21 protein-coding genes and 2 tRNA genes are annotated in these 22,612 nt (G+C 65.4%); 10 read left to right on the forward strand and 13 right to left on the reverse strand.

The genetic code is table 11. The features are described from left to right. Positions 1 to 1,052 (reverse strand): sulfotransferase family protein (locus VL752_RS16940; protein ID WP_325357040.1); only part of this gene is annotated, 1,052 nt, incomplete at its 3' end. Positions 1,053 to 1,077: 25 nt separating this feature from the next. Continuing rightward, positions 1,078 to 1,674, reverse strand: a complete 597-nt coding sequence (locus tag VL752_RS16945; protein WP_325357041.1) for a DUF6362 family protein — start codon at positions 1,672 to 1,674, stop codon at positions 1,078 to 1,080. Between the two features lie 239 nt (positions 1,675 to 1,913). Here VL752_RS16945 and VL752_RS16950 point away from each other — a divergent pair, with 239 nt between their 5' ends. Together VL752_RS16950 and VL752_RS16955 are read left to right on the forward strand one after the other, a co-directional pair. Continuing rightward, the gene (locus VL752_RS16950; RefSeq protein WP_325357042.1) at positions 1,914 to 2,306 is read left to right on the forward strand and encodes a helix-turn-helix domain-containing protein; all 393 of its coding nucleotides are present in this window, start codon (positions 1,914 to 1,916) and stop codon (positions 2,304 to 2,306) included. A 343-nt stretch (positions 2,307 to 2,649) separates the two neighbouring features. Beyond that, on the forward strand, positions 2,650 to 3,507 hold the full coding sequence (locus VL752_RS16955) for a hypothetical protein (RefSeq protein ID WP_325357043.1): 858 nt from the start codon (positions 2,650 to 2,652) through the stop codon (positions 3,505 to 3,507). Between the two features lie 51 nt (positions 3,508 to 3,558). On the opposite strand, the gene VL752_RS16960 is transcribed toward VL752_RS16955, so the two are convergent. Continuing rightward, positions 3,559 to 5,622: a hypothetical protein gene (locus VL752_RS16960; protein WP_325357044.1), complete on the reverse strand. Its 2,064-nt coding sequence runs from the start codon at positions 5,620 to 5,622 to the stop codon at positions 3,559 to 3,561. A 363-nt stretch (positions 5,623 to 5,985) separates the two neighbouring features. On the opposite strand from VL752_RS16960, the gene pstS reads away from it, so the two are divergent. The 3 genes from pstS (at position 5,986) to pstA (ending at position 9,073) form a co-directional block, all read left to right on the forward strand. Further along, positions 5,986 to 7,083 (forward strand): phosphate ABC transporter substrate-binding protein PstS, encoded by a 1,098-nt coding sequence (gene pstS / locus VL752_RS16965; protein ID WP_325357045.1) that lies wholly within the window; start codon positions 5,986 to 5,988, stop codon positions 7,081 to 7,083. 52 nt (positions 7,084 to 7,135) lie between these two features. After that, positions 7,136 to 8,122 carry a phosphate ABC transporter permease subunit PstC gene (gene pstC, locus VL752_RS16970; protein ID WP_325357046.1) on the forward strand — a complete coding sequence of 329 codons (987 nt, stop codon included), beginning with the start codon at positions 7,136 to 7,138 and terminating at the stop codon, positions 8,120 to 8,122. 69 nt (positions 8,123 to 8,191) lie between these two features. Next, the gene (gene pstA, locus VL752_RS16975) at positions 8,192 to 9,073 is read left to right on the forward strand and encodes a phosphate ABC transporter permease PstA (protein ID WP_325357047.1); all 882 of its coding nucleotides are present in this window, start codon (positions 8,192 to 8,194) and stop codon (positions 9,071 to 9,073) included. A gap of 44 nt (positions 9,074 to 9,117) precedes the next feature. On the opposite strand, the gene VL752_RS16980 is transcribed toward pstA, so the two are convergent. Both VL752_RS16980 and VL752_RS16985 read right to left on the reverse strand, forming a co-directional pair. Continuing rightward, positions 9,118 to 10,275, reverse strand: coding sequence for a pyridoxal phosphate-dependent aminotransferase (locus VL752_RS16980; RefSeq protein WP_325357048.1), 1,158 nt, complete (start codon positions 10,273 to 10,275; stop codon positions 9,118 to 9,120). A 12-nt stretch (positions 10,276 to 10,287) separates the two neighbouring features. Then, positions 10,288 to 11,820: a gamma-glutamyltransferase gene (locus VL752_RS16985; RefSeq protein WP_325357049.1), complete on the reverse strand. Its 1,533-nt coding sequence runs from the start codon at positions 11,818 to 11,820 to the stop codon at positions 10,288 to 10,290. A gap of 106 nt (positions 11,821 to 11,926) precedes the next feature. Between VL752_RS16985 and VL752_RS16990 the strand changes: the two genes are divergently transcribed. Continuing rightward, a complete protein-coding gene (locus VL752_RS16990) occupies positions 11,927 to 12,712 on the forward strand; it encodes a DsbA family protein (RefSeq protein WP_325357050.1) in 786 nt (261 codons plus the stop codon). Here the strand turns inward: VL752_RS16990 and VL752_RS16995 are convergent. Both VL752_RS16995 and VL752_RS17000 read right to left on the reverse strand, forming a co-directional pair. Beyond that, positions 12,709 to 13,395, reverse strand: coding sequence for a DUF1045 domain-containing protein (locus tag VL752_RS16995; protein ID WP_325357051.1), 687 nt, complete (start codon positions 13,393 to 13,395; stop codon positions 12,709 to 12,711). The genes VL752_RS16990 and VL752_RS16995 overlap by 4 nt on opposite strands. After that, positions 13,392 to 14,531, reverse strand: coding sequence for an alpha-D-ribose 1-methylphosphonate 5-triphosphate diphosphatase (locus tag VL752_RS17000; RefSeq protein WP_325357052.1), 1,140 nt, complete (start codon positions 14,529 to 14,531; stop codon positions 13,392 to 13,394). The genes VL752_RS16995 and VL752_RS17000 overlap by 4 nt, the downstream gene beginning before the upstream one ends. 410 nt (positions 14,532 to 14,941) lie before the next feature. Here VL752_RS17000 and VL752_RS17005 point away from each other — a divergent pair, with 410 nt between their 5' ends. After that, the gene (locus VL752_RS17005; protein ID WP_325357053.1) at positions 14,942 to 15,640 is read left to right on the forward strand and encodes a peptidoglycan-binding protein; all 699 of its coding nucleotides are present in this window, start codon (positions 14,942 to 14,944) and stop codon (positions 15,638 to 15,640) included. 15 nt (positions 15,641 to 15,655) lie between these two features. Here the strand turns inward: VL752_RS17005 and VL752_RS17010 are convergent, their stop codons facing one another. Beyond that, the gene (locus tag VL752_RS17010) at positions 15,656 to 16,315 is read right to left on the reverse strand and encodes a lipid-binding SYLF domain-containing protein (protein WP_325357054.1); all 660 of its coding nucleotides are present in this window, start codon (positions 16,313 to 16,315) and stop codon (positions 15,656 to 15,658) included. Positions 16,316 to 16,530: 215 nt separating this feature from the next. Between VL752_RS17010 and VL752_RS17015 the strand changes: the two genes are divergently transcribed. Beyond that, the gene (locus VL752_RS17015) at positions 16,531 to 17,424 is read left to right on the forward strand and encodes a lysophospholipid acyltransferase family protein (protein ID WP_325357055.1); all 894 of its coding nucleotides are present in this window, start codon (positions 16,531 to 16,533) and stop codon (positions 17,422 to 17,424) included. Between the two features lie 9 nt (positions 17,425 to 17,433). Here VL752_RS17015 and VL752_RS17020 read toward each other — a convergent pair whose 3' ends face one another. The 5 genes from VL752_RS17020 to VL752_RS17040 all read right to left on the reverse strand — a co-directional run bounded on the left by VL752_RS17020 (position 17,434) and on the right by VL752_RS17040 (position 21,171). Then, a complete protein-coding gene (locus VL752_RS17020) occupies positions 17,434 to 17,910 on the reverse strand; it encodes a hypothetical protein (RefSeq protein WP_325357056.1) in 477 nt (158 codons plus the stop codon). Positions 17,911 to 17,912: 2 nt separating this feature from the next. After that, positions 17,913 to 18,074, reverse strand: a complete 162-nt coding sequence (locus VL752_RS17025; RefSeq protein WP_325357057.1) for a hypothetical protein — start codon at positions 18,072 to 18,074, stop codon at positions 17,913 to 17,915. A 222-nt stretch (positions 18,075 to 18,296) separates the two neighbouring features. After that, entirely contained in the window at positions 18,297 to 19,730 is a 1,434-nt protein-coding gene (locus VL752_RS17030; RefSeq protein ID WP_325357058.1) for a phosphatase PAP2 family protein, read from the reverse strand. Positions 19,731 to 19,992: 262 nt separating this feature from the next. Further along, positions 19,993 to 20,967: a serine hydrolase gene (locus tag VL752_RS17035; protein ID WP_325357059.1), complete on the reverse strand. Its 975-nt coding sequence runs from the start codon at positions 20,965 to 20,967 to the stop codon at positions 19,993 to 19,995. A gap of 128 nt (positions 20,968 to 21,095) precedes the next feature. Continuing rightward, a tRNA-Asn gene (locus VL752_RS17040) sits at positions 21,096 to 21,171 on the reverse strand. Positions 21,172 to 21,315: 144 nt separating this feature from the next. On the opposite strand from VL752_RS17040, the gene VL752_RS17045 reads away from it, so the two are divergent. Together VL752_RS17045 and VL752_RS17050 are read left to right on the forward strand one after the other, a co-directional pair. After that, positions 21,316 to 21,399: transfer RNA gene (locus VL752_RS17045), tRNA-Leu, on the forward strand. A 53-nt stretch (positions 21,400 to 21,452) separates the two neighbouring features. Beyond that, the gene (locus VL752_RS17050) at positions 21,453 to 22,544 is read left to right on the forward strand and encodes a zinc-binding metallopeptidase family protein (RefSeq protein WP_325357060.1); all 1,092 of its coding nucleotides are present in this window, start codon (positions 21,453 to 21,455) and stop codon (positions 22,542 to 22,544) included. Positions 22,545 to 22,612 lie beyond the last annotated feature (68 nt).

Genomic DNA, 22,612 nt, shown 5'->3' on the forward strand with positions numbered 1-22,612 from the left:
CCGTTGATAGCGCCGAGCGGATCGGCCGTCAGGTCGCGATAGTGGATATGGCAGATATTGCCGCCGATGCCGACGGCCCCGCCGTTGGTGTCGGCTGCTGCCATCATCGCCTCCACGCCCTGGTGCCAGCGACCGGTCACCTGGGCGCCGATCTCGGGTTTGTCCTGTTCGCTGGTGAAGGGCTGGCGCAGGATTTCGGTGAGTCTGGCGACGGAGGGCAGGACCTTCAGCGGGTCGCGATGCACGAAGACGATGCGGGCATCGGGATAGACCATGCGGATCGCGTCGAGCGCGAAGACATGGTCCGGGCATTTCAGCACCCATTGCACCGCATCCGGATCGTCCCCGCTTTGGTGCTGAAGATGCTGCAGGAAGCGCTTGTGGAAGCGGTAGGCGAGGTTGTGCCCCTGGGCGTCCTGCCAGGTGAGGTAGGTCGGAATGCGATAGGTCGTATCAAAGCGGAGGGACTGGAAGACTTGGGCCGTGATCTCGGTGCATTCCTGAGGCATGCGAGCCGTCAGCGGATGGACGTCCCGAAATCCCGGTGCGAAGCGGGCGAAAGCGCGCAGGTCGCGTTCCGTCTTCTCGATCCGGCGGTCGGGGCCATGCTCAGGCGGGTAGGGGGCCATGGTCTGCCAAACGCTCGGGCTGCGGGTGCGCGGGTCGCAGTCCAGCAGCCGGTGCAGGAAGGTTGTGCCGCTGCGGGGTAGACCGGTCACGATCAGCGGCCGGCGGATCGGCGTCGCCACGATGCTCGGCTCGCGCGTCTCCTCCCGGCTCATCCGGATTAGATTGCGCATGCAGCGGATGGTGTCGTAGCGGACCGCGAGGCGGCCGAAGAGCGAGAGATTGGCCTCGCTCTCGAGCGCGCTCAAAAGGATGACGAGCCCTTCCATGAACTGGCTCGGGCCGAAGTCCGGGCCGAGGGTCGTCGCCGGAGAACCGGCCAGGGCTTCCTTGAGAAGGGACTCGGCATTGAAGGGGCGTCGCCCCAAGCCCGTCATGCGCGACATGAGGTCGGCCAGATAGAGGGCGGAGGTGGCGACGGTCACGGTTCCGGCAAGTCCTATGAAATCCCTAGTGGCTGCTACCGGCCCCCCGTGGCGGGGTCAAGCGACCCCGCTTCTCTGGCCCCTGCAGGGTCTGCATTCCGGATGAGACGGGAGGTGTCGGCAGCCGCGATGGCTCGGCCTCCTCGGCCTGCCGGCGCAGGGTGGAGACGATGAGGCGGATGCCCTCCGCATGCCAGCGCTGGACCGCCTTGTGGTCTGCGCCGAGCAATTCGCCCAGGCGTCGCCAGGAGAAGAGATGGCGGCCGCTGACGGGGTGGACGAGCGCGCGGCAGCCCACGATCCGACGCAGGACGAAGCGGTCTTGGGGGATAAGGCCGAGAAAGCTCATGGCGTGGTCCATGCGACTGATCCGCGCGGCGGAGGGCATGGGCGGGCGGATTTCGGCGGTCGACCAGCCATAGGCTTCGGCGGCTTCGCGCAGAACGGGCAGGGTGGCCGTGCGCAAGCGGGGGGAGAAGCCGCTTGGCGGCAGCGACAGGAGGGTCGCTCCCGCTTCCTCCAGGCAGGCGACGACGCTTTCGCAGGCGGGCGACAGATCCGGGCCTTTGCCCGCTTTCGTTGAGCGGGCCACACGTCGCGTGACATGAGTCGAATTGGACATGGACTTTCCTTGAGATCGCAGGCTGAAACATGGGAGAAGGGGGGCGGCGGTGTTTCCCCTTTGGCCTCCAGATCGCGCTTGAGAAGCGGCTGAAGCCTCAGCTACCGTCGGTGAACTTCTTTCGCGTCACGGAGACGGGCGGCCGGGGGTGTCGTCGGTTCGATTCAGAAATGTTATTATAACTAACTAATTTGGGCAAGCGAAACTTGGCAAGAAGAGCGGCTTTGGAGGGGCCGGGCGTGAAGCCCGGCCATCCGGCGGCAGACGGGCAGGCGGCACTGGAAGGTGTCGCGGCCCGCATCCGGGAGAGTCGCCGCAGTCTGGGTCTGACGCAGGAGGAGCTTGCCCGGCGGATCGGTGTCTCCCGCAGCGCGATCGCGCAATGGGAGACGGACCGGACGGGTCAGGTGCGCGCCAATCTGGCGCGGGTTGCGGCGGTCCTCGGGGTCTCCATCGGCTATCTCCTGACCGGGGAGAGTTATGGTATCGAATCAGGTGCCGAGACGGCGGACGAACGGGCTCTCCTTAATCTTTACCGCCAGATTCAGGATGCCGGACGGGCCGAATTGCTGCGTTTGGCGCGCCGTATTCTGGTGGTGCAGGAACAGTCGGGCGTGCGGCGGAGGTCCTGACCCACAACGTTAAGGTGGGCCAACTGAATTATTGTTTTGATAGGGTTTCCGGCTCTTTCCAATTTGCCGGACAAAAGGAGGCGGTGGGCTCGCCGAATGCGGCGGAGGTTTATCTATCAAGTCGTTGATACAACGCGAAGCGCGGCCGGCCCTCTATTTCGAGATTGCCGTCACGCGCAAATGCTTTCAAAGTTCGGCTGAGAGCCGGACGAAATCGGCTTGCGATTTTTGTGGCGATCAGTTAACGAAATGATCATCCTTATTCCATTAGCTGACTGCCGGGGACGCTCGTTGCAGCGTTCCGACCTACCGAGAAATCTGTTCACGTCAGGGATCTGAGAGCATGAGCGAATCGACGACCGTCGGGGGCGGCACGACCCCTGCGCAATTCACTGGGGCGAGCGGCGCCGAAGCTGCCTTTGCAACCCTCTTTCCCTCCGGCACCACCTATACGGTCTTCAGCGGCAGCGGCGTAGCCACGACCTCGGGTCCATTGGTGGTTAGCTCCACCAATTCCGCTATCACCGTGTCCGGGGCCAGCGTGGTTGCCGATACAACGGCTGGCGGCAATGCCATTACAACGACAACGTCCACCGCCGTCTTCGCCGCGCCAAACGACACGATCTCCGCCGGAGCGGCGGCCACCACCATTTTCGGGGCAGACTCGGGTGTCACCCAGTTCACGGCCAGTGGCGCCAATAGTTCCATCACAGGCGGTGCCGGTGGCTTCGTCGGCACCGCCTCGGGCGCCAATTCTACGCTTGTCGGGGGTACCGGCGTCAGCATCATGCATGTCACGGGGAGCAACAGCCTGGCGGTCGCTGGCCAATCCGGCATCACGGGAATCGACATGAGCCACAGTACCGGGCCCGAGACGATCGCCACCAACCCGCTGGGCAATTCGGGCACGCTCGTTGCCATTTTGGGCGCCGGGGCGGACAGCGTCATCGGCGGCAGCGGTGCCTCCACCATCACCGCCGGCACCGGCCATGACAGCTTTCTCTTCGTGCTGGGCCATGCCGGTGGGTCCGAGGTCATCATCGGCTTCAATGCCGCGGATAACATCGGCTTCGCGGGCTACGGCTATTCGGCCACCAATCTTCCGGTGGAGCATGTCGGCAGCATAGGCGACGTCATCACGCTCAGCGACGGCACAACCGTCACCCTTGCCGGCTTCGACCATAAAATCTTCTCGGCCTGACCCCGAAAGCCGTTCCGCGGGCCCCTGTGGCCTGCGGGACCCGATGCCGGCTCAGGCGTAGCTCGGCCGCGGATTGACGGTCGAGAGATGGTCGAAATGCTTGAGGATGAGCGCTACCTTGCGAAACAGCAGGGTGGCGTCGCTCAGTTCCCGTTCCAGCCTCTCGTCCGGATCGAGATGAGCGTGAGAGGGCTCGCCCGAGACCAGCCGAGCCCCGGCCGAAACCCGCAGCGCCGCAGCCGGAACAGCATCGATCGTCACTGCAACGGGCTGGCCGATATGGCATCGCCGGCTGAGTGTCGCGTGGTCCTCGGCAGGCACCAGGGCCGCGAGCGCCGGCCCAAGATCCGCATTCAGCCAGATGTAGACTTTCCGCGCCTCGGCCAAATCCAGGAACGGCGCGCTTTTGGCCGGCTGTCCGTCAGCGTCGGGCTCCATGCGGCTCAGTGCGAAGCAACGGATCGTCGCCGTCAAATCCCATTCCTCGGGATCGACCTCCGCCTCCTGCAGGGTGACGGTGGTAAGACCGTCCGTCCGGGCGATACACTCTTCGACATGGCCCACGAAGCGATGCAGCACGCTGCGACGCCGGGTTCGAGGCACTTCGGCGAAGGCCTGCATCTCGGCCAGGGCCGCCTGCCATCGCATCATCAGGCCGAAATTGCCGCCGGGGCGGCCGTCATCTGCGCGCAGGCAATCCGTGCCGGCCAGATCACTCGGCCATTCGGCGCTGCCGCAATAGAGACTGAGTCCCGCGGGCAGGGGGCCGGCGGCCAGGCGATGGGCCACCGCGCCGGGTGCCAGCAGAGCACCCGCGAACGGCGGGCCGGTGAAAAACTTCGACCCCGTCATCAGCACCATCCAGCCACGTCCGACATAGTCCCGGATGGTCCCGGGATTGAGCCGCGCCTGGCAGGCGTCGACGATGACGTCCATACGGCCCGCAAAGCGCGCCCCGAGCGCCGCCGCACAGCTGCGGCTTGGCGCCCGAAGTCCGGTCTTCGAAACGTCCAGAATATGCAGGATCGGTCTGCGCCCGGCGGCAATCGCGACCTCCACCGCGGCTACGCAGTCCCGGTCGACCTCGACCGGCGACCGGACGCTGCCGTCAGCGCCTCGCACGGCGATGGGGACGAGTTCCGTATCCTCCCGGTAGCCGGGCACGACGTCGCCCTTCGCGACGGGCAGGCCACGGGCGGTGTCGACGGCGAAATGCCGCCCGCGGGCCGCCAGTGGAACCCCGCTTCCCGTTTCTTCCGGAGCAAGGAGGATGTTGGTGATGGGCCGCTCTTCCGCCGCCTCGGCAAGAGCCAGCGCCATGAGCTCGGCATCGGTGCCGGAGGGGGCGAGTACGATGGCGGTGTCAGCGGGAAGGTCGAAATGCTGCGCAAGTCCAGCCCGGATATAGGCGGCTTCCTGGACGATCGCGCTGTCAGCTGTTTGTGCGAAGCTGGCGCGGATCATCCGTCGCCGCGCCATCTCCGCGCCCAGATAGCCGCGCTCGGAACAGGAGGAGGCGGTGGAAGACGCGAAGGTCACCGCCCAGGGGCGCGGCCGGTGGCTGCAGCCATAGCCATTGAGCCCGGTGAAGGGATCGACCCCGAGCCGAGCATCGCCGCCCTGTTCCATCAGCCATTCAGTCGGGCCGAGGATGGCCCAGGCATCAACCAGCCGTGCGTGGTCCTGTGCGCTCAGCATCGCGTCCGGCGCCTCAGGCTGGTGGACGGCCAGCTTCGCCCAGATGCGCCGGGCGATGCTGAGGTCGGGGGCCGCGTATCCGGTCAGCGGCGCGATCCAGCCGGGCAGGGTGGCGCCGGCCGAGCCATAGGTTTCGAGAACAATGGCAAGGGCGGCGCAGCGTGCGGCCGCCAGCCCCGCGAGCGCAGGCCTTGCTGTCGTCGCAAGCCACGCAAGTTCCATCGCATGGCGCAGATGGAACAGCGTTTCATTGGAGGGCGCCAGCACCGGCGCCCCGAGCAGGATTCGCCCCGCCTGAAGGACAAAAGCCTCCGAAACCTCAGCCGCGACCTGGATATCGAGATCGGCGAGCAGCAGCCGAAGCTCCGGCTGATGGGGAAGGCCTGCGATCGGGGGTGATGCCAGCTCAGGCAGCATGGATAATCCTTTTCCGCGACGGGTCCGAGGTGCAAGCCTCGGCGCCTTATCTGTCACAATCCGCTCTCCTCGCCCATGCTGCAGCCTGGGCACACGGTCACAGGTCCCAATCGCGCCTCGGCAAGATTGAGGTCGAAACGACCGTATTGCCATGTCAGCAAGGATGAACTCTACCCTGTAACGCTTTTCAAAATCACGCGTTTTTGCATTGCGTCAGCGGGTCTGGGCCAGCCTCGGCGCGTCGCTCACGTTGTCGATGTCACCAAAGTGCAACACGACTGTCATTCCACTCACGGCTATGCCCTCGTAAACGCGCTCCGCAAGCGGCCAGCCGGTCGCCTTCAATCAGGCCTGGAGAATCTCATGTCCGATGGTACCCTCGTTCCGCGCCTTACGCGCGCTCAATTTCTGAAGTCCGTCAGCCTTGCGGCGGTGGGCCTTGCCCTTCCCGGGGTTGTCGGTGCGGCGCATGCGGCGGAGGTGACTATTCTCGAGACGGGTTCCAGCCTTCTCTACCCGCTGTTCAACCTGTGGGTTGACGGTTTCGGCAAGGTCGATCCGAGCGTTCGCATCACCACCCAGAGCACGGGTAGCGGCACGGGCATCGCCCAGGCGATCGCCGGTATTGCGCAGATCGGTGCGTCCGACGCCTATATGGCGGGCCCGCAGGTCAAGAAGAACCCGAGCATGATGAACATCCCGCTCGCGATCTCCGCCCAGAACGTGATCTACAATCTGCCCGGCCTGAACGATAAGAACCTGAACCTGACCGGTCCGGTTCTCGCAGGCATCTACAGCGGCAAAATCACCATGTGGAACGACAAGGCGATCGCCGGCATCAATCCGGGCGTCGATCTGCCGGCCAAGAAGATTCTGCCGATTCACCGCACCGATGGCAGCGGCGACACGTTCATCTTCACCCAGTTCCTGACGAAGTCGACCCCGGAATGGGCGAGCAGCGTCGCCTATGGCACGACCGTCAGCTGGCCCTCGGTCCAGGGCGGCATCGGCGCCATCGGCAACCCGGGCATGGTGCAGACGACCACTCAGAACCCCTATTCGATCTCCTATGTCGGCGTGAGCTTCCTGGCCCAGATCCAGAAGGCCGGTCTCGGTGTCGCGATGCTCGGCAACAAAGCCGGCAAGTTCGTGCTGCCCAACCCGCAGACCATCTCGGCCGCAGCTTCCGGCCTGATCGACGCGACCCCGGCCGACCAGCGCATCAGCCTGATCTTCGCCGATGGTGATCTTGCCTACCCGATCATCAACTACGAATATGCCATTGTTGACCAGAAGCAGCCGAACGCGGCCCTCGCCAAGGCGATCAAGACCCTGCTCGATTGGGCGATCGACCCGAACGGCGGCAGCACCGGCGACTATATGAGCAAGGTGCATTTCGTGGCTCTCCCCGACAAGATCCGCGCCCAGAGCAAGGCCCGGATTGCCACCATCTCGTCCTGATCGGATGAGCCAAACCCTAACACCGAAGACATCGGCCGGGCTCCCCCGGCCGATGTCCACGTCGAAGGCAGGCCGGAGTTCCTCCGGCCTCTTTCGCATGACATTGCTTGCTTTGGCGGCGGTCATTCCGCTCGCCATCGCCTCCGTCTTCCTGTTCCTGGTCGTCTATGCCTGGCCGGCGATCAAGTTCAACGGCATCAACTTCCTGCTGACCAAGACCTGGGATCTCGGCAATCTCTATGCCGATCCGATCCAGACCCATGGCGTCCTTGCGCCCGTCGGCGCGACCTATGGCTGCCTCGTCTTCGTCGCCGGCACGCTCGCCAGCTCCTTCCTCGCACTCCTCGTCGCGGTGCCCGTCAGCCTCGGTATTGCGGTCTTCCTGGCGGAAGGCGTCATCCCGATGCTTCGGACGCCCTTTGCGATCGTGGTCGAGCTTCTCGCCGTGGTGCCCAGCGTCGTTTACGGGCTGTGGGGCATCATCGTGCTCGTGCCGCTGGTCGCCCACGTCATCTCCCCGGTGCTGGCGACCGTCTTCCATTTCATCCCCTTCTTCGCCCAGGGTGGCGGCAGCGGTTTCGGACTGCTCTCCTCCTCGCTCGTTCTCGCGCTCATGGTCATCCCGGTGATCACCATCACGGTCTACGACTCGCTGACGCGCATCCCCAAGGAGGCGAAGGAAGCGGCCTACGCGCTGGGAACGACCAAGTTCGAAATGGTCTTCTTCACCATGCTGCCGATGATCCGCCCTGCCATCATCGGCGCGGTGATCCTCGGTCTCGGTCGCGCGCTCGGCGAAACCATGGCCGTCCTCATGGTCTCAGGCGGCGCGCTCAACTACATGCCGACGTCGCTGATGAGCCCCATCAGCACCATGGCCTCCTTCATCGTCTCCCAGCTGGACAGTGCGGAAGGGGACCAGACCGGCCTCGCCGTACAGTCGCTCGCAGAAATCGCCATCGTCCTGTTTGTCATCACGGTCGTCGTCAACATCATCGCCCGTGTCCTGGTTCATTCCAGCACCCGGGGCCGCGGCTGACAGGTCGGGAATGCGGTTGATGCTTCGTTTCGTTCCGTCTTCATTCGTTCAGCGTTCGGAAATCGTGTCATGACCGAAGCGGCCATCGCTACTCCCTTCAGCCGGGCGACGCGCAAGCGCTCGGCGACCGGCCGCCGCACGCGCAGCATGCTTGGCTGGGTTTTCTGCACTATCTGCTTCCTTCTGGTCGCTGTCCCCCTGGCCGACATCATCCTGCTGGTCTTCGTGCGCGGCATCTCCGCCCTGTCGCCAAGCCTCTTTACCCAGGTCACGCAAGGCGTCGGCGGCGGCCTGCTCAATGCCATCACCGGCACGCTCGTGCTCTCCGTCGGTGCGCTCATCTTCGGCGTGCCGATCGGCGTCGGCGCCGGCATCTATCTGGCGGAATTCGGCAATGGCCGCTTCGGGTCGACCGTCCGCTTCACGGCGGACGTGCTGACCGGCGTGCCCTCGATCGTGCTCGGCTACTTCTCTTACGTGACCATGGTGATCTGGCTCGGCTGGCAATTCTCCGTGCTGGCCGCCTCCATCACCCTCGCCATCATGGTGTTGCCGTACATGGCAAAGATGACCGAACTCGTGCTGCGCCAGATCCCGGTGCCGATGCGCGAAGCGGCCTATGCCCTCGGTGCGAATGATCGCAAGGTCGTGCTCAAGGTGCTGATGCCGGTGGCCATTCCCGGCGTGATGACGGCCGTGCTTCTGTCCCTCGCCATCTCCGTGGGCGAGACAGCACCGCTCATCTACACCGCCGGCTGGTCGAATTACGTCTGGAACGGCAAGCTGACGCACGAGCCGATCGGCTACCTGACCTATGTGATCTGGAGCTTCATCAATCAGCCCTTCGAGTCTGCCCATGCGCTGGCCTTTGCGGCGGCGCTGCTGGTCATGCTCACCGTGCTGGCCATCAATCTCGCGGCCCGGGCCGTCCTTCGCGTCCGCGCCGGCTGAACGACAAAGGGCGGCCAATCACAGGCTAAGGCTGCCCTTCGCGGCTACCAGCGCAGCAGCCGTTCGGCTGCCTCCGCAATCTCGGCCTCGCCCCCGCAGTAGCTGAAGCGCACGAAGTCCTGGCCATGCCGGGCATCGAAGTCGATGCCGGGCGTCGACGCGATGCTGATCTCGGCCAGCATGCGAGCACAGAAGTCGGGGCTCGGCTCGCCGCGCTCGCTGATATCGGCATAAAGGTAGAAGGCGCCCTCGGCGGCGCTCAGCCGGGTAAACCCCGCGCGGGGGAGCGCCTCCAGCAGGAGATCGCGGGAGCGCTTGTAGCCGGCGCGCCGGGCTTCCAACTCGGCCGTGCAGTCGAAGGCGGCCGCCGCCGTCAGCTGACCAATATGCGGCGCGCTGATGGCCAGGTTCTGCGCCAGCCGCTCGGCCGGCCGGCAGAGGTCCTCCGGCAGCACCATCCAGCCCACCCGCCAGCCGGTCATCGAGAAGTATTTTGAGAAGCTGTTGATCACGATGGCCGAGGGGCTAAAGGCCGCCGCGGTCGCAATCGGGCTCTCGTAATGCAGCCCGTGATAGATTTCGTCGCTCACCAGCCGCACGCCATTATCGTGGCACCAGCGCGCAAGTGCGGCCAGTTCCTCCCGGTGCAGCATGGTCCCGGCCGGATTGCAGGGACTCGCCACAATCAGACCCTGCGGCCGCGGATCGAGTGCTTCGAGCATCGCGACGGTCGGCTGGAATCGCGTCTCGGCTCCGGTTTCGAGGATCACCGGCTGCATGCCCAGCGCGGTCAGGATATTCACATAGGGCGGATAATAGGGTGCCGCGAGGGCGACGCGGTCACCCGGATCGAAGGCCGAAAGGAAGGCGAGGGGAAAGGCGCCGGAGGCACCGGTCGTCACAGCGATTCGTGCCGTGTCCACCGTCGCGCCGTACCAATCCGCATAATGGCGGACGATACGGTGGCGCAGGTTTGGCAGGCCGAAGGCCTCGGTATAGCCCAGGGCGTGCCCCGCACGCAGCGCGGCCGCGGCGGCCTCGACCGCACCTTGCGGTGCGCCGAGCGCCGGCTGTCCTACCTCCATCCGGATGACCCGTGGATCGCGCGGGCCCAGGCGCGCGGCATGGGCATTTGCCGCCGCGATCACGTCCATCACCCGGAAGGGCGGAATGTCCCCGCCTCGCCCCGTCTTCAGGACCATGCGGCCTCCCTGCTACTGCTTCTGGCCGATATGGCCGGTGGCCAGGCCGTCGCCCCGCGGATCGGTGACCCAGACGCAGCTCTTGAAGTCGCCCGGCACCCGGGCGGGGCAATTCACCGCGTTGATCCGCCCCGGGTCGGGCACGGTCGCGCCGAAATTCTCCCCGTGCCGGCGCAGCGCATCCTCGGCTGCCACGGCAACCGCAAGCGGCGCCCCCTCCTGGCCCGATCCGCCGATCGCGGCGCGGAAGGAGTTGGTCGGCTTGTTCCAGATCAGTGCGGCGGAGAGCAGCGGCGCCTGACCATGATCGGGGGAGGCTGCGAGCAGTACGCCGGTTCCCGGCGCGATGCGACCGGTGCCGAAGAGATTGTTCATCGTCAGGCTGCAGGCGACCGCGGCGCCAGATCCGTCGAGCGTGATGAAGGAGGTGGAGGCGGCGAGCGGCGGCAGATGTCCCGCCGACAGGTTCGCATCGCTCAGCAGTGCCGAAGGATCGGCCGCGTCCACCCCGGCGCGATAGGCGGTGGCGACCGCCTGGGCGGCGGCATTGGCGGCCGCGATATCGGCCGGGTTGCGGCGCAGCTGCTGGAAGGCGGCGGCGGCGGCCAGGCCGCCATCGGCCGGCGGCGGCAGGAACATCAGGATATTGCCGTTGTCGCGCACGGCAAGCGGCGGCTCCTCCTGCGGAATGGCATGGTCGAGATCGGCCATGCTGATCGGGCTGCCTGCCTCGGCAGAGGCCTGAACCAGCTGCTGGGCCAGGTCACCCTCGTAGAGATCAGTCACTCCCTGGGTGCGCATGCGGTCCAGCGTCTGGGCAAGATCAGGTTGCGTCATGGTCTGGCCCGCGATGAGCGGACCGCCGTCGGCATTGCCGAAAACCGCGCGCGCCGCTGGGTCTGCGAGCAGCGGGCCGGCAACGACGGAGAGATCCTTGGCAAAGGCCTTGGAGACCGGCACCCCGAGGGCAGCCAGGCGCTGAGCCGGGCCGATGAGCTGCTGGATCGGGGTATAGCCATAGACCGCCTGCATCAGCATCAGGCCGCGCGCCGTCATGGGCACGGCAGCCGGGCGGCTTCCACCGCCCGAGGCGGGTTTGGGCAGGAAGACGAAGGCCTGCGGTGTCGCCTCGCCATCGGTTTTCACGAAGGGCGAATAGGCGACGCAGGCGCCGCCACCGCCGAGCGAGGCGCGAGACGGCAGCGTCACGGAGAGGGCAAGGCCCACAGCGGCGGCGGCATCGGCAGCCGTGCCGCCGGCGGCCAGGATCTCCCGGCCCACCTGGGCGGCTTGCGGCTCGTCGGCAATGACCACGCCGGACCAGTTGGGCTTGGGCACGCCCGGCGTCGGCATATCCGCCGGATTCGGGCTGGACCCAGGGAGAGGATTCTTCAGGAAGCCGCAGCCGCTGAGGACGAGGGCGGCTGACGCCAGAAGGGCTGTCGACCGTAGCAGCGCCGTCGTCTGGGAGAGCCGGGTGAGCGAGACCGAGGAAAATGCCATCATCATGTTTGCGCGGAGGCGCACCACTCCAGATTGGGTCACGTGCCGATTTGGTACATGCTCTGGATGGGTGCCATAAACGGCTTCAAATGCATCGGCAACCGCGTGCGCGATCTTCGGGCGCGCATATCTTCGACGAAGCCCTGTCGTGAAAGTGCTTTCCATGCTGTTCCGCCCCATCTCCACGGCGCTGATCGCCGCCGCCGCGCTCTGCGCTTCCGCAGCCTCAGGCTTCGCTCAGCAGAGCATGCCGGCCCAAGGCCACGCCCTCACCCCGGCGCAGCGGGCGGAGGTCATCGGCCTCATCAAGCAGGAACTGGTGCAGGATCCGTCGATCCTGAGGGATGCCATAGCGGCGCTCCAGGCCGACGATCAGGCGAGCCAGGCCTCTGCCCAAAGCAAGGCGATCGCGGGCTCGAACAAGGCGCTTTTTCACGATGCGGCTGACCCTTCCATGGGCAATCCGAAGGCGTCCGTGTCGCTGGTCGAATTCTACGACACGCGCTGCCCCTATTGCCGCGCCATGCGCCCGGAATTCGCCGAGCTCATCCGGCGCGACCCGGACGTGCGCGTCATCTTCAAGGATATCCCGATCCTCGGTCCCAATAGCGTGATCGAGGCGCGGGCCCTGCTCGCGGCGCAGCGCCAGGGGCACTACCTCGCCCTGCAGACCGCGCTGATGAGTGGAAGTGCCGAGACGCCGACCGAGACTTATCTCAGCACCCTCGCGACCAAGCTCGGCATGGACCCCGTGCGTTTCATCCGGGACATGAAGGACCCGGACATCGCCTCTCGTCTCGCCGCCAACAATGCCCTGGCACAGGCGCTCGGCGTCACCGGCACACCCGCAATCGTGGTCGGCGGTCAGCTCGTGCCTGGTGCCGTCAGCCTGGAGGATCTGCAGAAGCTCGTGGCAGGGGCGAAAGCGAGCTAACCACCGAAGGGCAGCCGCTCGGCAAGACGGAACGCCACGCCCGGCGCCTCCTGGGTGAAGAGCGCAAGGCTCCGGCATGTCCGGCGCTTGCCCGTGGCCGGTGCGAAATAGTCTTCCGCTCGCGGCCGCAGTTTTGCCGCCTCCGCCTCGGTCAGCCGTCGGCTCAGCGTCAGGTGGAAGCGCCAGAGCTGGAACACGTAAGGGTATCCCCAGTGCGCCAGCATCGCCTCTTCCGCCGCGCTCAGACCGTGACGCCGCCGCTTTTCGAGTTCCGACGCAGAGAGCGGCGCGCGAAAAGGATCGAGCGTCGCGACCGTCACGTCCGACAGAGCCTGTAGATCGGCGCTCGGCGCCGTCTCGCGGATGGCTAGAAACCCGTGCAGGATTTGCACCGAAAATGCTGGCATTTCGAATTCCCTCAGGCTGAGGGCGAGGTCCGCTGCGGCGGCGACGAAATCCGCGTAGGATCGGCCGGGAGCGAGCCGCATGGGCGGCTTCAGCGTCCCGTGCAGCCCGTAACTGGCCGCTTCTGCCGTCAACTCGGGCTCCAGTCCCCGAGGCTGCGGGAGGTCGTCGCCACTCTCCGGATCACGTCCGAGCCAGGTGGTCCCCGCCGTCCACAAGGGATCGGCCGCCTCAGGCGCGTAATAGACCGCGACGCGGTAGGGCGTGGCGCCGCTCACGCCACCCGCTCCCCGCGGCGCCAGACACCGCGAATGATCGGCGTGCCGTCATGCAGCCGGACGCGCACAAGGTCCGCGGACAGGCCGATCTCAAGCCGCCCGCGGTCGGTGAGGCCGGCCATGCGCGCCGGCCGGTCGGTCACGAGCGCGACTGCCTGGGCCAGGGATATCCCGGCGACGTCAGTGGCCAGAATCGCGGCTTCGAGCAGGCTTGCCGGCACGTAGTCGGACGCGAAGGCATCCACAAGCCCGGCCCGCAGCAGGTCGGCGGCGGCGACATTGCCGGAATGGGACCCGCCGCGCACCAGATTCGGCGCGCCCGCGATGGTCAGAATGCTGTGCTGCCGCGCCGCCTCGGCCGCTTCCATGGAGACGGGGAATTCCGCGATGCCGATTCCATCCGCCGCATTCTCGGCTACCTCTTCTGCCGTGCGGTCGTCGTGGCTCGCGAGCGCTATGGCCCTTCCGCGCATCCGCTCCAGCACGAGCGCCCGGTTCCGGTCGCGCCAGCGCAGGCGGCCTTCCTGGTGCTGCACCAGCTTTGTCTCGATCTCGGCCTCGGTGAGCCCGTCGCGGCGAAGCAGGGCGCGGAACTGCTCAAGGTCGTTCCACTGCCCAACGCCCGGCGAATGATCCATCAGGCTGACGAGGGCGAGGCGTGGATGCGCGGCATAAGGTAGAAAGAGCGGCTCCATGTCGGCGGCCGGCAGTTCGCAGCGCAGATGCAAAAGGTGGTCCGATTTCAGGAGGTCGGCCCCGGCGAGATGGTCGAGATCGGCCACGCCCTCGACGAAGGTGCGGGAGCGTTCCTCCTGAAAGCCGAGGTCGCCGACGCAGAAGGAATCAAAGACCGTCGTGACGCCTGCGGCCGCGCATTGGGCGTCGTGAGCGATCATGGCCGAGCGGGATGGCCAGCGCGCGGTGGCTCTGGGCTGCACCTGTCGCTCCAGATTATCGGTATGGAGGTCGACGACGCCGGGGATCAGCAGATCGCCGCCGAGGTCGATGGCGCCCGCGCTGCCATTTCTTCCGGGGTCGATCGCCGAGATCCGTCCGGCAGAGACGACCAAGCTTCCGGAGAGGCTGTGGTCGGGCAGGATCAGCTGGCCGCCGGTGAAGATCGTCTCAACGCCCATGGGCAGATCCGGCGAGGGGGCAGGGGACGGGGCTGGGAATCATCGGCTGGCTTCGGTCTCTTTGTGCAACCGCGAAGCTAGCCCGTCTCAGCGGTCAGGGTAACCCCCGGGGCAGCTGGAGAACCTGCTCGTGACAGGCTTTTCATGATGTGACTTCGAAACGAATCCCTTGCGCATCGGTCCAGGTTGTGTTAGTAAAAATAACATAGGAAAGACGCTTTCTGTTCCTTTTTCCGACCCCCTCCCAACCAATCGCAGGTGCTCTCGTGATGCTGACGAAAAGCATGCTCGCGGCCCTTTGGCCGCATGGAGATAGCGAAGCCCCGGGACTGTGTGACGGAATTGTTCGATCATCGGACAAGATATTCGCCGAGAGCGGGTTGGCTTCCGCGGTTGGGGTCGCTCACGCCATGGCCCAATTCAGCCATGAATGCGGAGCGGGCACGGCGCTTGTCGAGAACCTTAACTATGCCGCGCCGGGATTGATGGCGACCTGGCCGGGCCGGTTCGATGCCTCGAAAGCAGCCGCCTTTGCGCATCGGCCGGAGCAGATCGCGAACGAGGTCTATAACGGCCGTCTCGGCAATCGGCCGGGCAGTTACGACGGATGGACCTATCGCGGTCGCGGCGGCGCGCAGGTCACGGGGCGCGCGAATTACGCGAGACTGTCGGAGGCGGTCGGGCTCGATCTGCTCGCCGAGCCGGATCTCGCTAATCACCCCGATCATTTCCTGGCCTGTGCGGTCGGCCAGTTCCTGCTCTGCGGCTGCCTGCCTTTCGCCGTTCATGACGATGTGAGCGGCGTCACCCTGCATCTGAACGGCGGCTATATCGGTCTCGCTCAGCGCCAGGCCTGGCTCGGCCGCTGGAAGGCGGCCTTGACCGGTCAGGGGTCCGACCTGCCAAGCGCTGTCTGGCTGCAGGAAAGTCTCAACCGACTGGGCGCGCAGCCGCCCTTGGCGGTGGACGGGTCTTTCGGCCCGATAACATGCTCCGCCCTCAGGGCTTTCCAAGCGGAGCATGGTCTCACGGTCGATGGTCGGCTAGACGCGGCAACGGTTGCCGCCCTCGCGGCCGCGGGGCAAACCCCGCCGGCTGCCGGTGCCTGAGTCCGCGCCGATCAGTCAGAGCTGATCCATCGCGTGCACCAGCGGCCAGGCCGCCCGGTTATGCCCTTCATGCGCGATCACGATCTCTCGTGGCGTCAGCGGGCGACCGTAATAGGCCCTGTTGGCATCGGCCTGCGGCTGCACCAGCGTGCCGTCGAGGCTGATCCCGGCATAGGCGCCGGATGATGACGCCCAGACGATGATGTCGGCCCCGACATTGCTGGTGGTGGCCCCCGCGACGGTCGAACCCAGGGTCGCCACAGCAAGCCCCGCATTGGCGCCGAACTGGAACTTGTTGGCCATGAGCGCGGCGAGCGCCTTCTGACTCATGACGAACATGATCATCTCGGATTGCTGCGCGCCGATCTGCAAGCCGAAGCTTGCCGAGGCGATGGTATAGAAGGCCGGCTGGCTCCATCCGCGCGGTCCCCGTGTCATCATGACGGCGCGGCCGCCCTCGCCACCCACGAAGAAGCCTGCCTTGAAGATGCGCGGCGCGATCAGCACCGCCTGGGCGCGGCCGAAAAGCTGCTTCGCGTTGCCAAATTCCTTGTCGCCCTGAAGATCCTGCAGCGTGCCGAGCGCATGGTTGACGGTGTCCTGCGGGCCGCTTGCCGCTTGGGCGGGCAGGCTTCCGGCGGCTGTCGCGGCAACAACGCCAAACGCGGCTGCCATGGGGAACAGAGCTCTTCGAGTGACCATGACTGATACTCCTCCTGTCATGCGGGCTTTGCTCTCACATATGAGCGAAGGCCATCTCTGCAACCGAGAATCCCCTGCCACTCTTCCGAAGAAACGGGGCAGCTCTGATGGCCGGTATCTTGTCGCAGCGCAAAAAAATCCTTCATTCCAGATTCTTCACTGGGGGTGTCTGACGACGGAGTGGCGGGATGAGCAGTGTAATGGGCGTTGTGGAGGAGACGGGATTCCAGGCAGCGCTGGGCCTGATGCGCCGCTTCGGCGCGGCGCGGGCCTCCGACCTCGGGGGGGCCATCGCAGTCTCCATCGGCACCCGCTTGCCGGTCTCGAAGGTGGCGGATGCCAATCTTGCCCACGCCTTTCCGGCGCTCGACGCGGCTGCCCGTCGCCAGATCATCCGGGACGTGTGGGAGAACATCGGCCGCACCATGGGTGAATTGCCTCATCTGGCCAAGCTCGAACGCACCTCATCGGGTCCGGGCTGGGAAATCGCGGGCGAGGACATCCTGCGGGATCAGTCAGCCCGCGGCGGCCCAGCAATTTTCTTTTCAGCCCACATCGGCAATTGGGAGATGCTTCCACGCATCCTGGCCCATGCCGGGATTCCGATGGCAAGCTTCTACCGCGCGCTTTCCAACGTCAGGGTCAATGAAGCGGTCAATCGCCTGCGCCGGGATGCGGCCGGGTTGGACCTGCCGATGTTCCCGAAGGGCGCGCAAGGTGCCAGCGGTGCGCTCGCCCATCTTGCCGGCGGCGGCTATCTTGGGATCCTGGCCGACCAGAAAATGAACGATGGCATCCCCGTTGAATTCTTCGGCCGCCCCGCGATGACGGCGCCGGCCCTGGCGGCGCTCGCCCTGCGCTTCGGTTGCCCGGTCATTCCGGGTCGGGTCCGCCGCACCGGCTCGGCGCGGCTTCGGCTGGAGGTCGAGCCGCCATTGCCGCTGCCGCAAACCGGCGATCGGCAGGCGGACATTGCGACACTCATGCGCGCGGTCAATCGCACCTTCGAGCGGTGGATTACGGACGAGCCTGGCTCCTGGCTTTGGTTGCATCGGCGCTGGCCGAAGGAAGCGGCCAACTGAGCGGGCCGTTCAGTCGCCACCCGGCGGGAAGGGGCTGCCGCCAATCGCGGGCCTGCCTGCGGGCCCTGCTTCCGGTCTCCCGCGTGGGTCAGGTCCGCCCCAGGCTGGGCCGAAGCCCAGCCACCAGCCCCAGTCGAAATACGGCCACGGATCGGTGGTGGGGTAGGAGAGATAGGTCACCGTAATCGCCGGTGAACGCGCCTCGGTGATGATGTCTCCGCGCGCGGCCATGCATTGAAGATAGTCCACTGGCTGGCCCTGGCCCGTGCCGGCGGCTGCCTCCGCGGATCCGAACGAGGAATGGCGGCGGCAGAACAAATCGTCCTGGGCGAAATCCTGTGCCGTTCGTGTGGCGCCAGGCACTGCCACCAGCGCGGGCGGCGGCGGGGTGCAGCCCGGCAGCGCGGAAACGAACCCGGCCAGACAGGCCCCTTTCAGAGCCTGCGCCGGCTGCTGGCGCCAGCCTGCGATCAGCCGCCCCCGCATGATCAGTTGCTTCCGCCGACGCCCATGAAAAAGCTCGCCCGACCATCGATATGCGTGGTGATCGTGCCGGGCGCCGGTGTCGCCGCGGCGGTTTCCGCGGCCGGTGGCGCTGCCGCAAAATCACCACTGCATGCGCTCAACAGGCCGGCGGCGAGAAGCAGCATCAGAGAGAAGCGGCCTCTCGGACCAAATGGTTGGATCATGCAATCGGTTCCCGGGCGGGCTGTGATGGTATCCCGCCATGCTCCGTCAGAGAAATATGTGGGAAAATTTCCCACGTCAATGGAGGAGGCGACTCGGCCGACCTGCTCATGGTTCCGCTGAAATGTCCTATAGAAAAACGGCCCGGACGAAGCCGGGCCGTTCCTCTCAGCCCAATTGGTGGCTCAAGGGCCGGTCGTCTTCGGTGTCTGGTCGTTGGTCTTCGCCGCCGGTTGCGCCGCGAGAGGGGCGGCTGCGGGCGGTGCTGACTTCGCAGCCGCGAGTTCCGCCGCCCGCCCGGCGGCGGTATAAAGATCGAGGCGGGAATAAACGCCAAACTCCGAGCCATTGTCGAGAAAGCCGCCGCCCGGTCCCTCGGTTTCGGTCAGGATCTGGTCGGCTTCCTTCAGCGTCAGCGCCGGGAAGGCGACGGTCAGCAGATAGCCGGCTTCGGGCGCGAGTTGGCCGACATCCTCCTTGCCGGTCGCCGTGCTTTGAAAGACGGTGGGCAGGCCGTAGGTCTGGGTCGCCGCATAGAAGGCGGCATTATTCGCCGCGTTGCTGAAGCGGCCGTGATCCTCCGTGGCGCAGACAGCAACCGAATTGCCGCAGGCGGCTTGCAGAACCTGCGTTACGTCGCTTCGTGCCATGGTGATTGCGGCCCGAAAATCCTTGATCGAGACCCCTTTGATCTTCTGGCCGACATAGGCCGGATCATTGGCGAGCAGGTGCGCCATGTCGTAGGTGGCGAGGGTGCGGCCGCCGAGAACGTCCATGGCGTAGTGGGCACCCAGGATGATGCGGTCATTCCCGTATTCCGCGGCGCGGGCGATCATCTGCTGGTAGCGGTCCGGAACGAGCAGGGCGAGGATGATGGCGCCGGTGTAACCGTAGGTCGTATGGCCGCTCGGGAAGGACGGACTATTGACGAGGTCCATGATCGGGCCCCGATTGTAGACGGTGTTGTCGGCAGGATCGTCGAAGTAGTCGGGGCCGGTGATGGCGCGCATCGAGGGGATTGTCTGGAAGGGCCGCGAATCGCCGAAGGTATCGGCACCTGGGCTGCCGGCGGGAAGATCATAGGCCCGGCCGAACACGTCCGGCGTGGCGTTCATGTCCTTCAGAATGGCCGCAGCGGCATCAGAGACGGGCTCCTTGCCGTTCGTGGTACCGTTGGCAAAGAAGAACTTTCCGGAATTAGAGTCCGCGCCGCTGATATTGAGCGCGTAGACAATGATCTGCTGCACGGCCGGTGAAATATTCGTGAAGTGCTCGTCATCGATATAATGGGCGCGCGCTTCGTAGGCAGCGCCGAGGGTCGTACCGAGACCGTCCGAGAGCTCCACCAGATTGCCCTTCGTGATGAAGGCGTCACGCAGGGCTTGCTGTTCCTGTTCCGCGAAGGGAAGCAATGTCGGCTGCCGAACCTTCCCCGACTGGATGCCCGCGGTCACGGTGTAATTGGCGCCAAGGGCGGCGCGGCCTCCCGCCGTATTCGGCAAGGCCACGAGCGGGGCCAGCCCATGCAGCGCAGCAAGATTAGTGTCGGTCTGCGCCAGGGCCTGCAGCGGGAGGAGGGTCGCCATCGCAATGGCACCCAGGAGCATTCTTCGGGTCACGGTCTCGTCCTCAATGCTTGTCCGGTTTGCAGCGCGGAGGAATTTAGCACTGGGCCGCCCTTGTCTGGAATGGACTGGGCTCTTTTGTCGCAACTGCGCAGCATGCAGTGCCTTCCCTTGAAGGGCTCCGCACGGGGTCGCGCCCCGCGGGTATGTCCTTCTCGCGTTCCCGCCGCTGACGCGCGCGGATCGGGCCCTGCATGAAACCAAGCGAAAGGGCAGGACCCAGCGGAATTTTCCCATGGCGTAAGCGGGGTGATGGCTAGGTGAAGGCCTTGCGGGCCGCTTCCAAAACGCCGGCCACAGCCTGTCGGTAGGCGTCGAACATCGGTGCCACGCCGTCTGCCGGGCCGGTCCAGTTGATCGCAAAGCAGAAGCTGGCCGGCGTGCCGTCCAGGATCATCTGCCCGGCCAGGGCGAAGCAGTGGAAGTCTTCCCAGTCGATGCTGCCGCCTTTTGCATAGGCGGCGATGCCGGCCGGCACGACGAGGGGAATGGCATCGCCCATGGACAGGATGCGCTTGTATTCCGTCGTCGTCTCGGGTTTGGAAAAAAAAGCGCCCGACAGTGCCTTTTCATACCAGGCGACCATCTCCCGCGCCGTGCTCGCCATGGTTTCGCGGCCGTTGAGCGGCACGCGGGTCTTGCCGAAATCCTTGCCCTTCCGTAACGCCTCCATCCCCGCCCAGCCAAGATCGGTGCCGTAGGGCGCGCCCGCGAGATAGGAAAAGAACTGGCGGGTCGAAATCGGGATTTCGGTCTGGCGCAGATTGGCCTGGGCGATCAGAGCGCGCACCGGCGCCACGCCGCAAGCGCCGAGGGCGGCATCGGTCGCCGTGTTATCGCTGTGGGATATCATCGCCTCAAGCACGATCCGGAGCGGCGCGTGGCCGGAAAGGTCAGCGAAAACAGGGCTGACGAGGGAACGTACGCGGTCGTCGATCAGGATCGGCTGGTCTTCGGACAGGCGCCCGGATTCGCATTGGCGCAGAACCTCGGCGAGGATGAATGTCTTGACCGCACTGCCCATGAAAAGATGGCTGTCGGCGTCATGATCCACCTCCCAGCGCGAGTTGCCTTGCACGACGGAGACCAACCCGCCCGTGGTGGCGGGCAGGGCGGCGAAGCTTGCCAGCGCCTGCTGCACGGGCGATTGGCTTGCCGCGTCGGTGCGGCTGTTTCCCAACGCGAGGGCCGAGGTGCCCAGGGCCACCAGAGCGCGCCGCTTGATCTGCATCGCCTACCTTTCCAGGCATGTTCCGGCATCCGGCCACTTCCATGCCCGAACTGGCACCGGAAGTCATGCCGTGACATGGAGCCGCATGCGGCGATCAAGTGAAAGCTGGGAAAATGGGGAGGGGCCCGTGGCTCCCGGAGTAGGACTCGAACCTACGACCGAGCGATTAACAGTCGCTTGCTCTACCAACTGAGCTATCCGGGAACAGCGGGCGGGGACCCTATAGCGGAGGTGTCATGGGCTTGCAACGCCACTTCGGTCCCCTTTTTACGTGCTGAAAGCAGACCTCCCTCCCGCTCGCGTGCTGCCTTCTCGCGGGCTCGTTGGCATGCTAGAGCGCTCTTCGACGCGAGAGTGGCGGAACGGTAGACGCAGTCGACTCAAAATCGACCGGCGCAAGTCATGGGGGTTCGAATCCCCCCTCTCGCACCAAAGCATCTCATCCCCAGATGATAGGCGCTTTCCTTTCACAGACGGATGGGGCGATGCAACTCTTCAGCTGCCAGAACTGCGGCCAGCTTCTCTTTTTCGAAAACCGGTCCTGCGAGAATTGCGGTGCGCGGCTTGGCTACGACCCGGCCACCGGCCAGCTTCTCGCCCTCGCAGCCTCAGCCGAGGCTCATGAGGCCGGGGATCGCTGGCAGCCGGTAGACAGTCCCGGCCAGCAGTTCCGCTTCTGCGACAATGCGGCGCATGACGCCTGCAATTGGCTGGTCCCGGCGCTGAGCGATGACCGCTTCTGTCTCGCCTGCCGGCATAATCGTACGATTCCGGATCTTTCGGTCGGCGATCATTTGCCACGCTGGCAAAAGCTCGAAATTGCCAAGCACAGGCTTTTCTACCAGCTGATCAAGTTCGGCGTGCCTCGGCCCACCATCGCGGAGATGCCGGGGCATGGCCTCGTTTTCGATTTTCTGGCGGAAATGCCTGTGCCCGGTGCTACGCGCGTCATGACCGGGCATGACAGCGGGCTCATCACCCTCAACATGCAGGAGGCGGACGACGCCGAGCGCGAGCGCCTGCGCACGCAGATGCATGAGCCCTACCGCACGCTGCTCGGCCATTTCCGCCACGAGATCGGTCATTTCTACTGGGACATCCTGGTCCGGGACGGTGGTCATCTCGATGCGTGCCGGGCTGTTTTCGGGGACGACCGAGAGGATTATGCCCAGGCCCTGCAGCGCCATTACGATCAGGGGCCGCTCCCCGGCTGGCAGGAGCACTTCATCTCCCACTACGCCACCACCCATCCTTGGGAGGATTTCGCCGAGACCTGGGCCCACTACCTTCATATCGTCGATACCTTGGAGACGGCGTCGGTCTTTAAACTCGGCGTCCATCCGAAGAAGACTTCGGACCCTGATCTGCATGCCGACATCACCCTCAATCCTTATGGGGCAGGGCCTATCGGCGGGCTGATCGAGGCCTGGCTGCCGCTTACCTATGCGGTCAACAGCCTCAACCGCAGCATGGGCATCAACGACCTCTATCCCTTCATCCTGAGTCCTGGCGTCATCGCCAAGATGGAATTCATCCACGAGCTCGTGCAGGGAAACTTGGCGAAACCGCAGGCCTGAGGTCAGGACCCGGCCGGACAAAAAAACCGGCCGGGCATTGCTGCCCGGCCGGTTTTACTTCGATCATG

The organism is Acidisoma sp. (assembly GCF_035492295.1).
Taxonomy (GTDB): Bacteria; Pseudomonadota; Alphaproteobacteria; order Acetobacterales; family Acetobacteraceae; genus Acidisoma.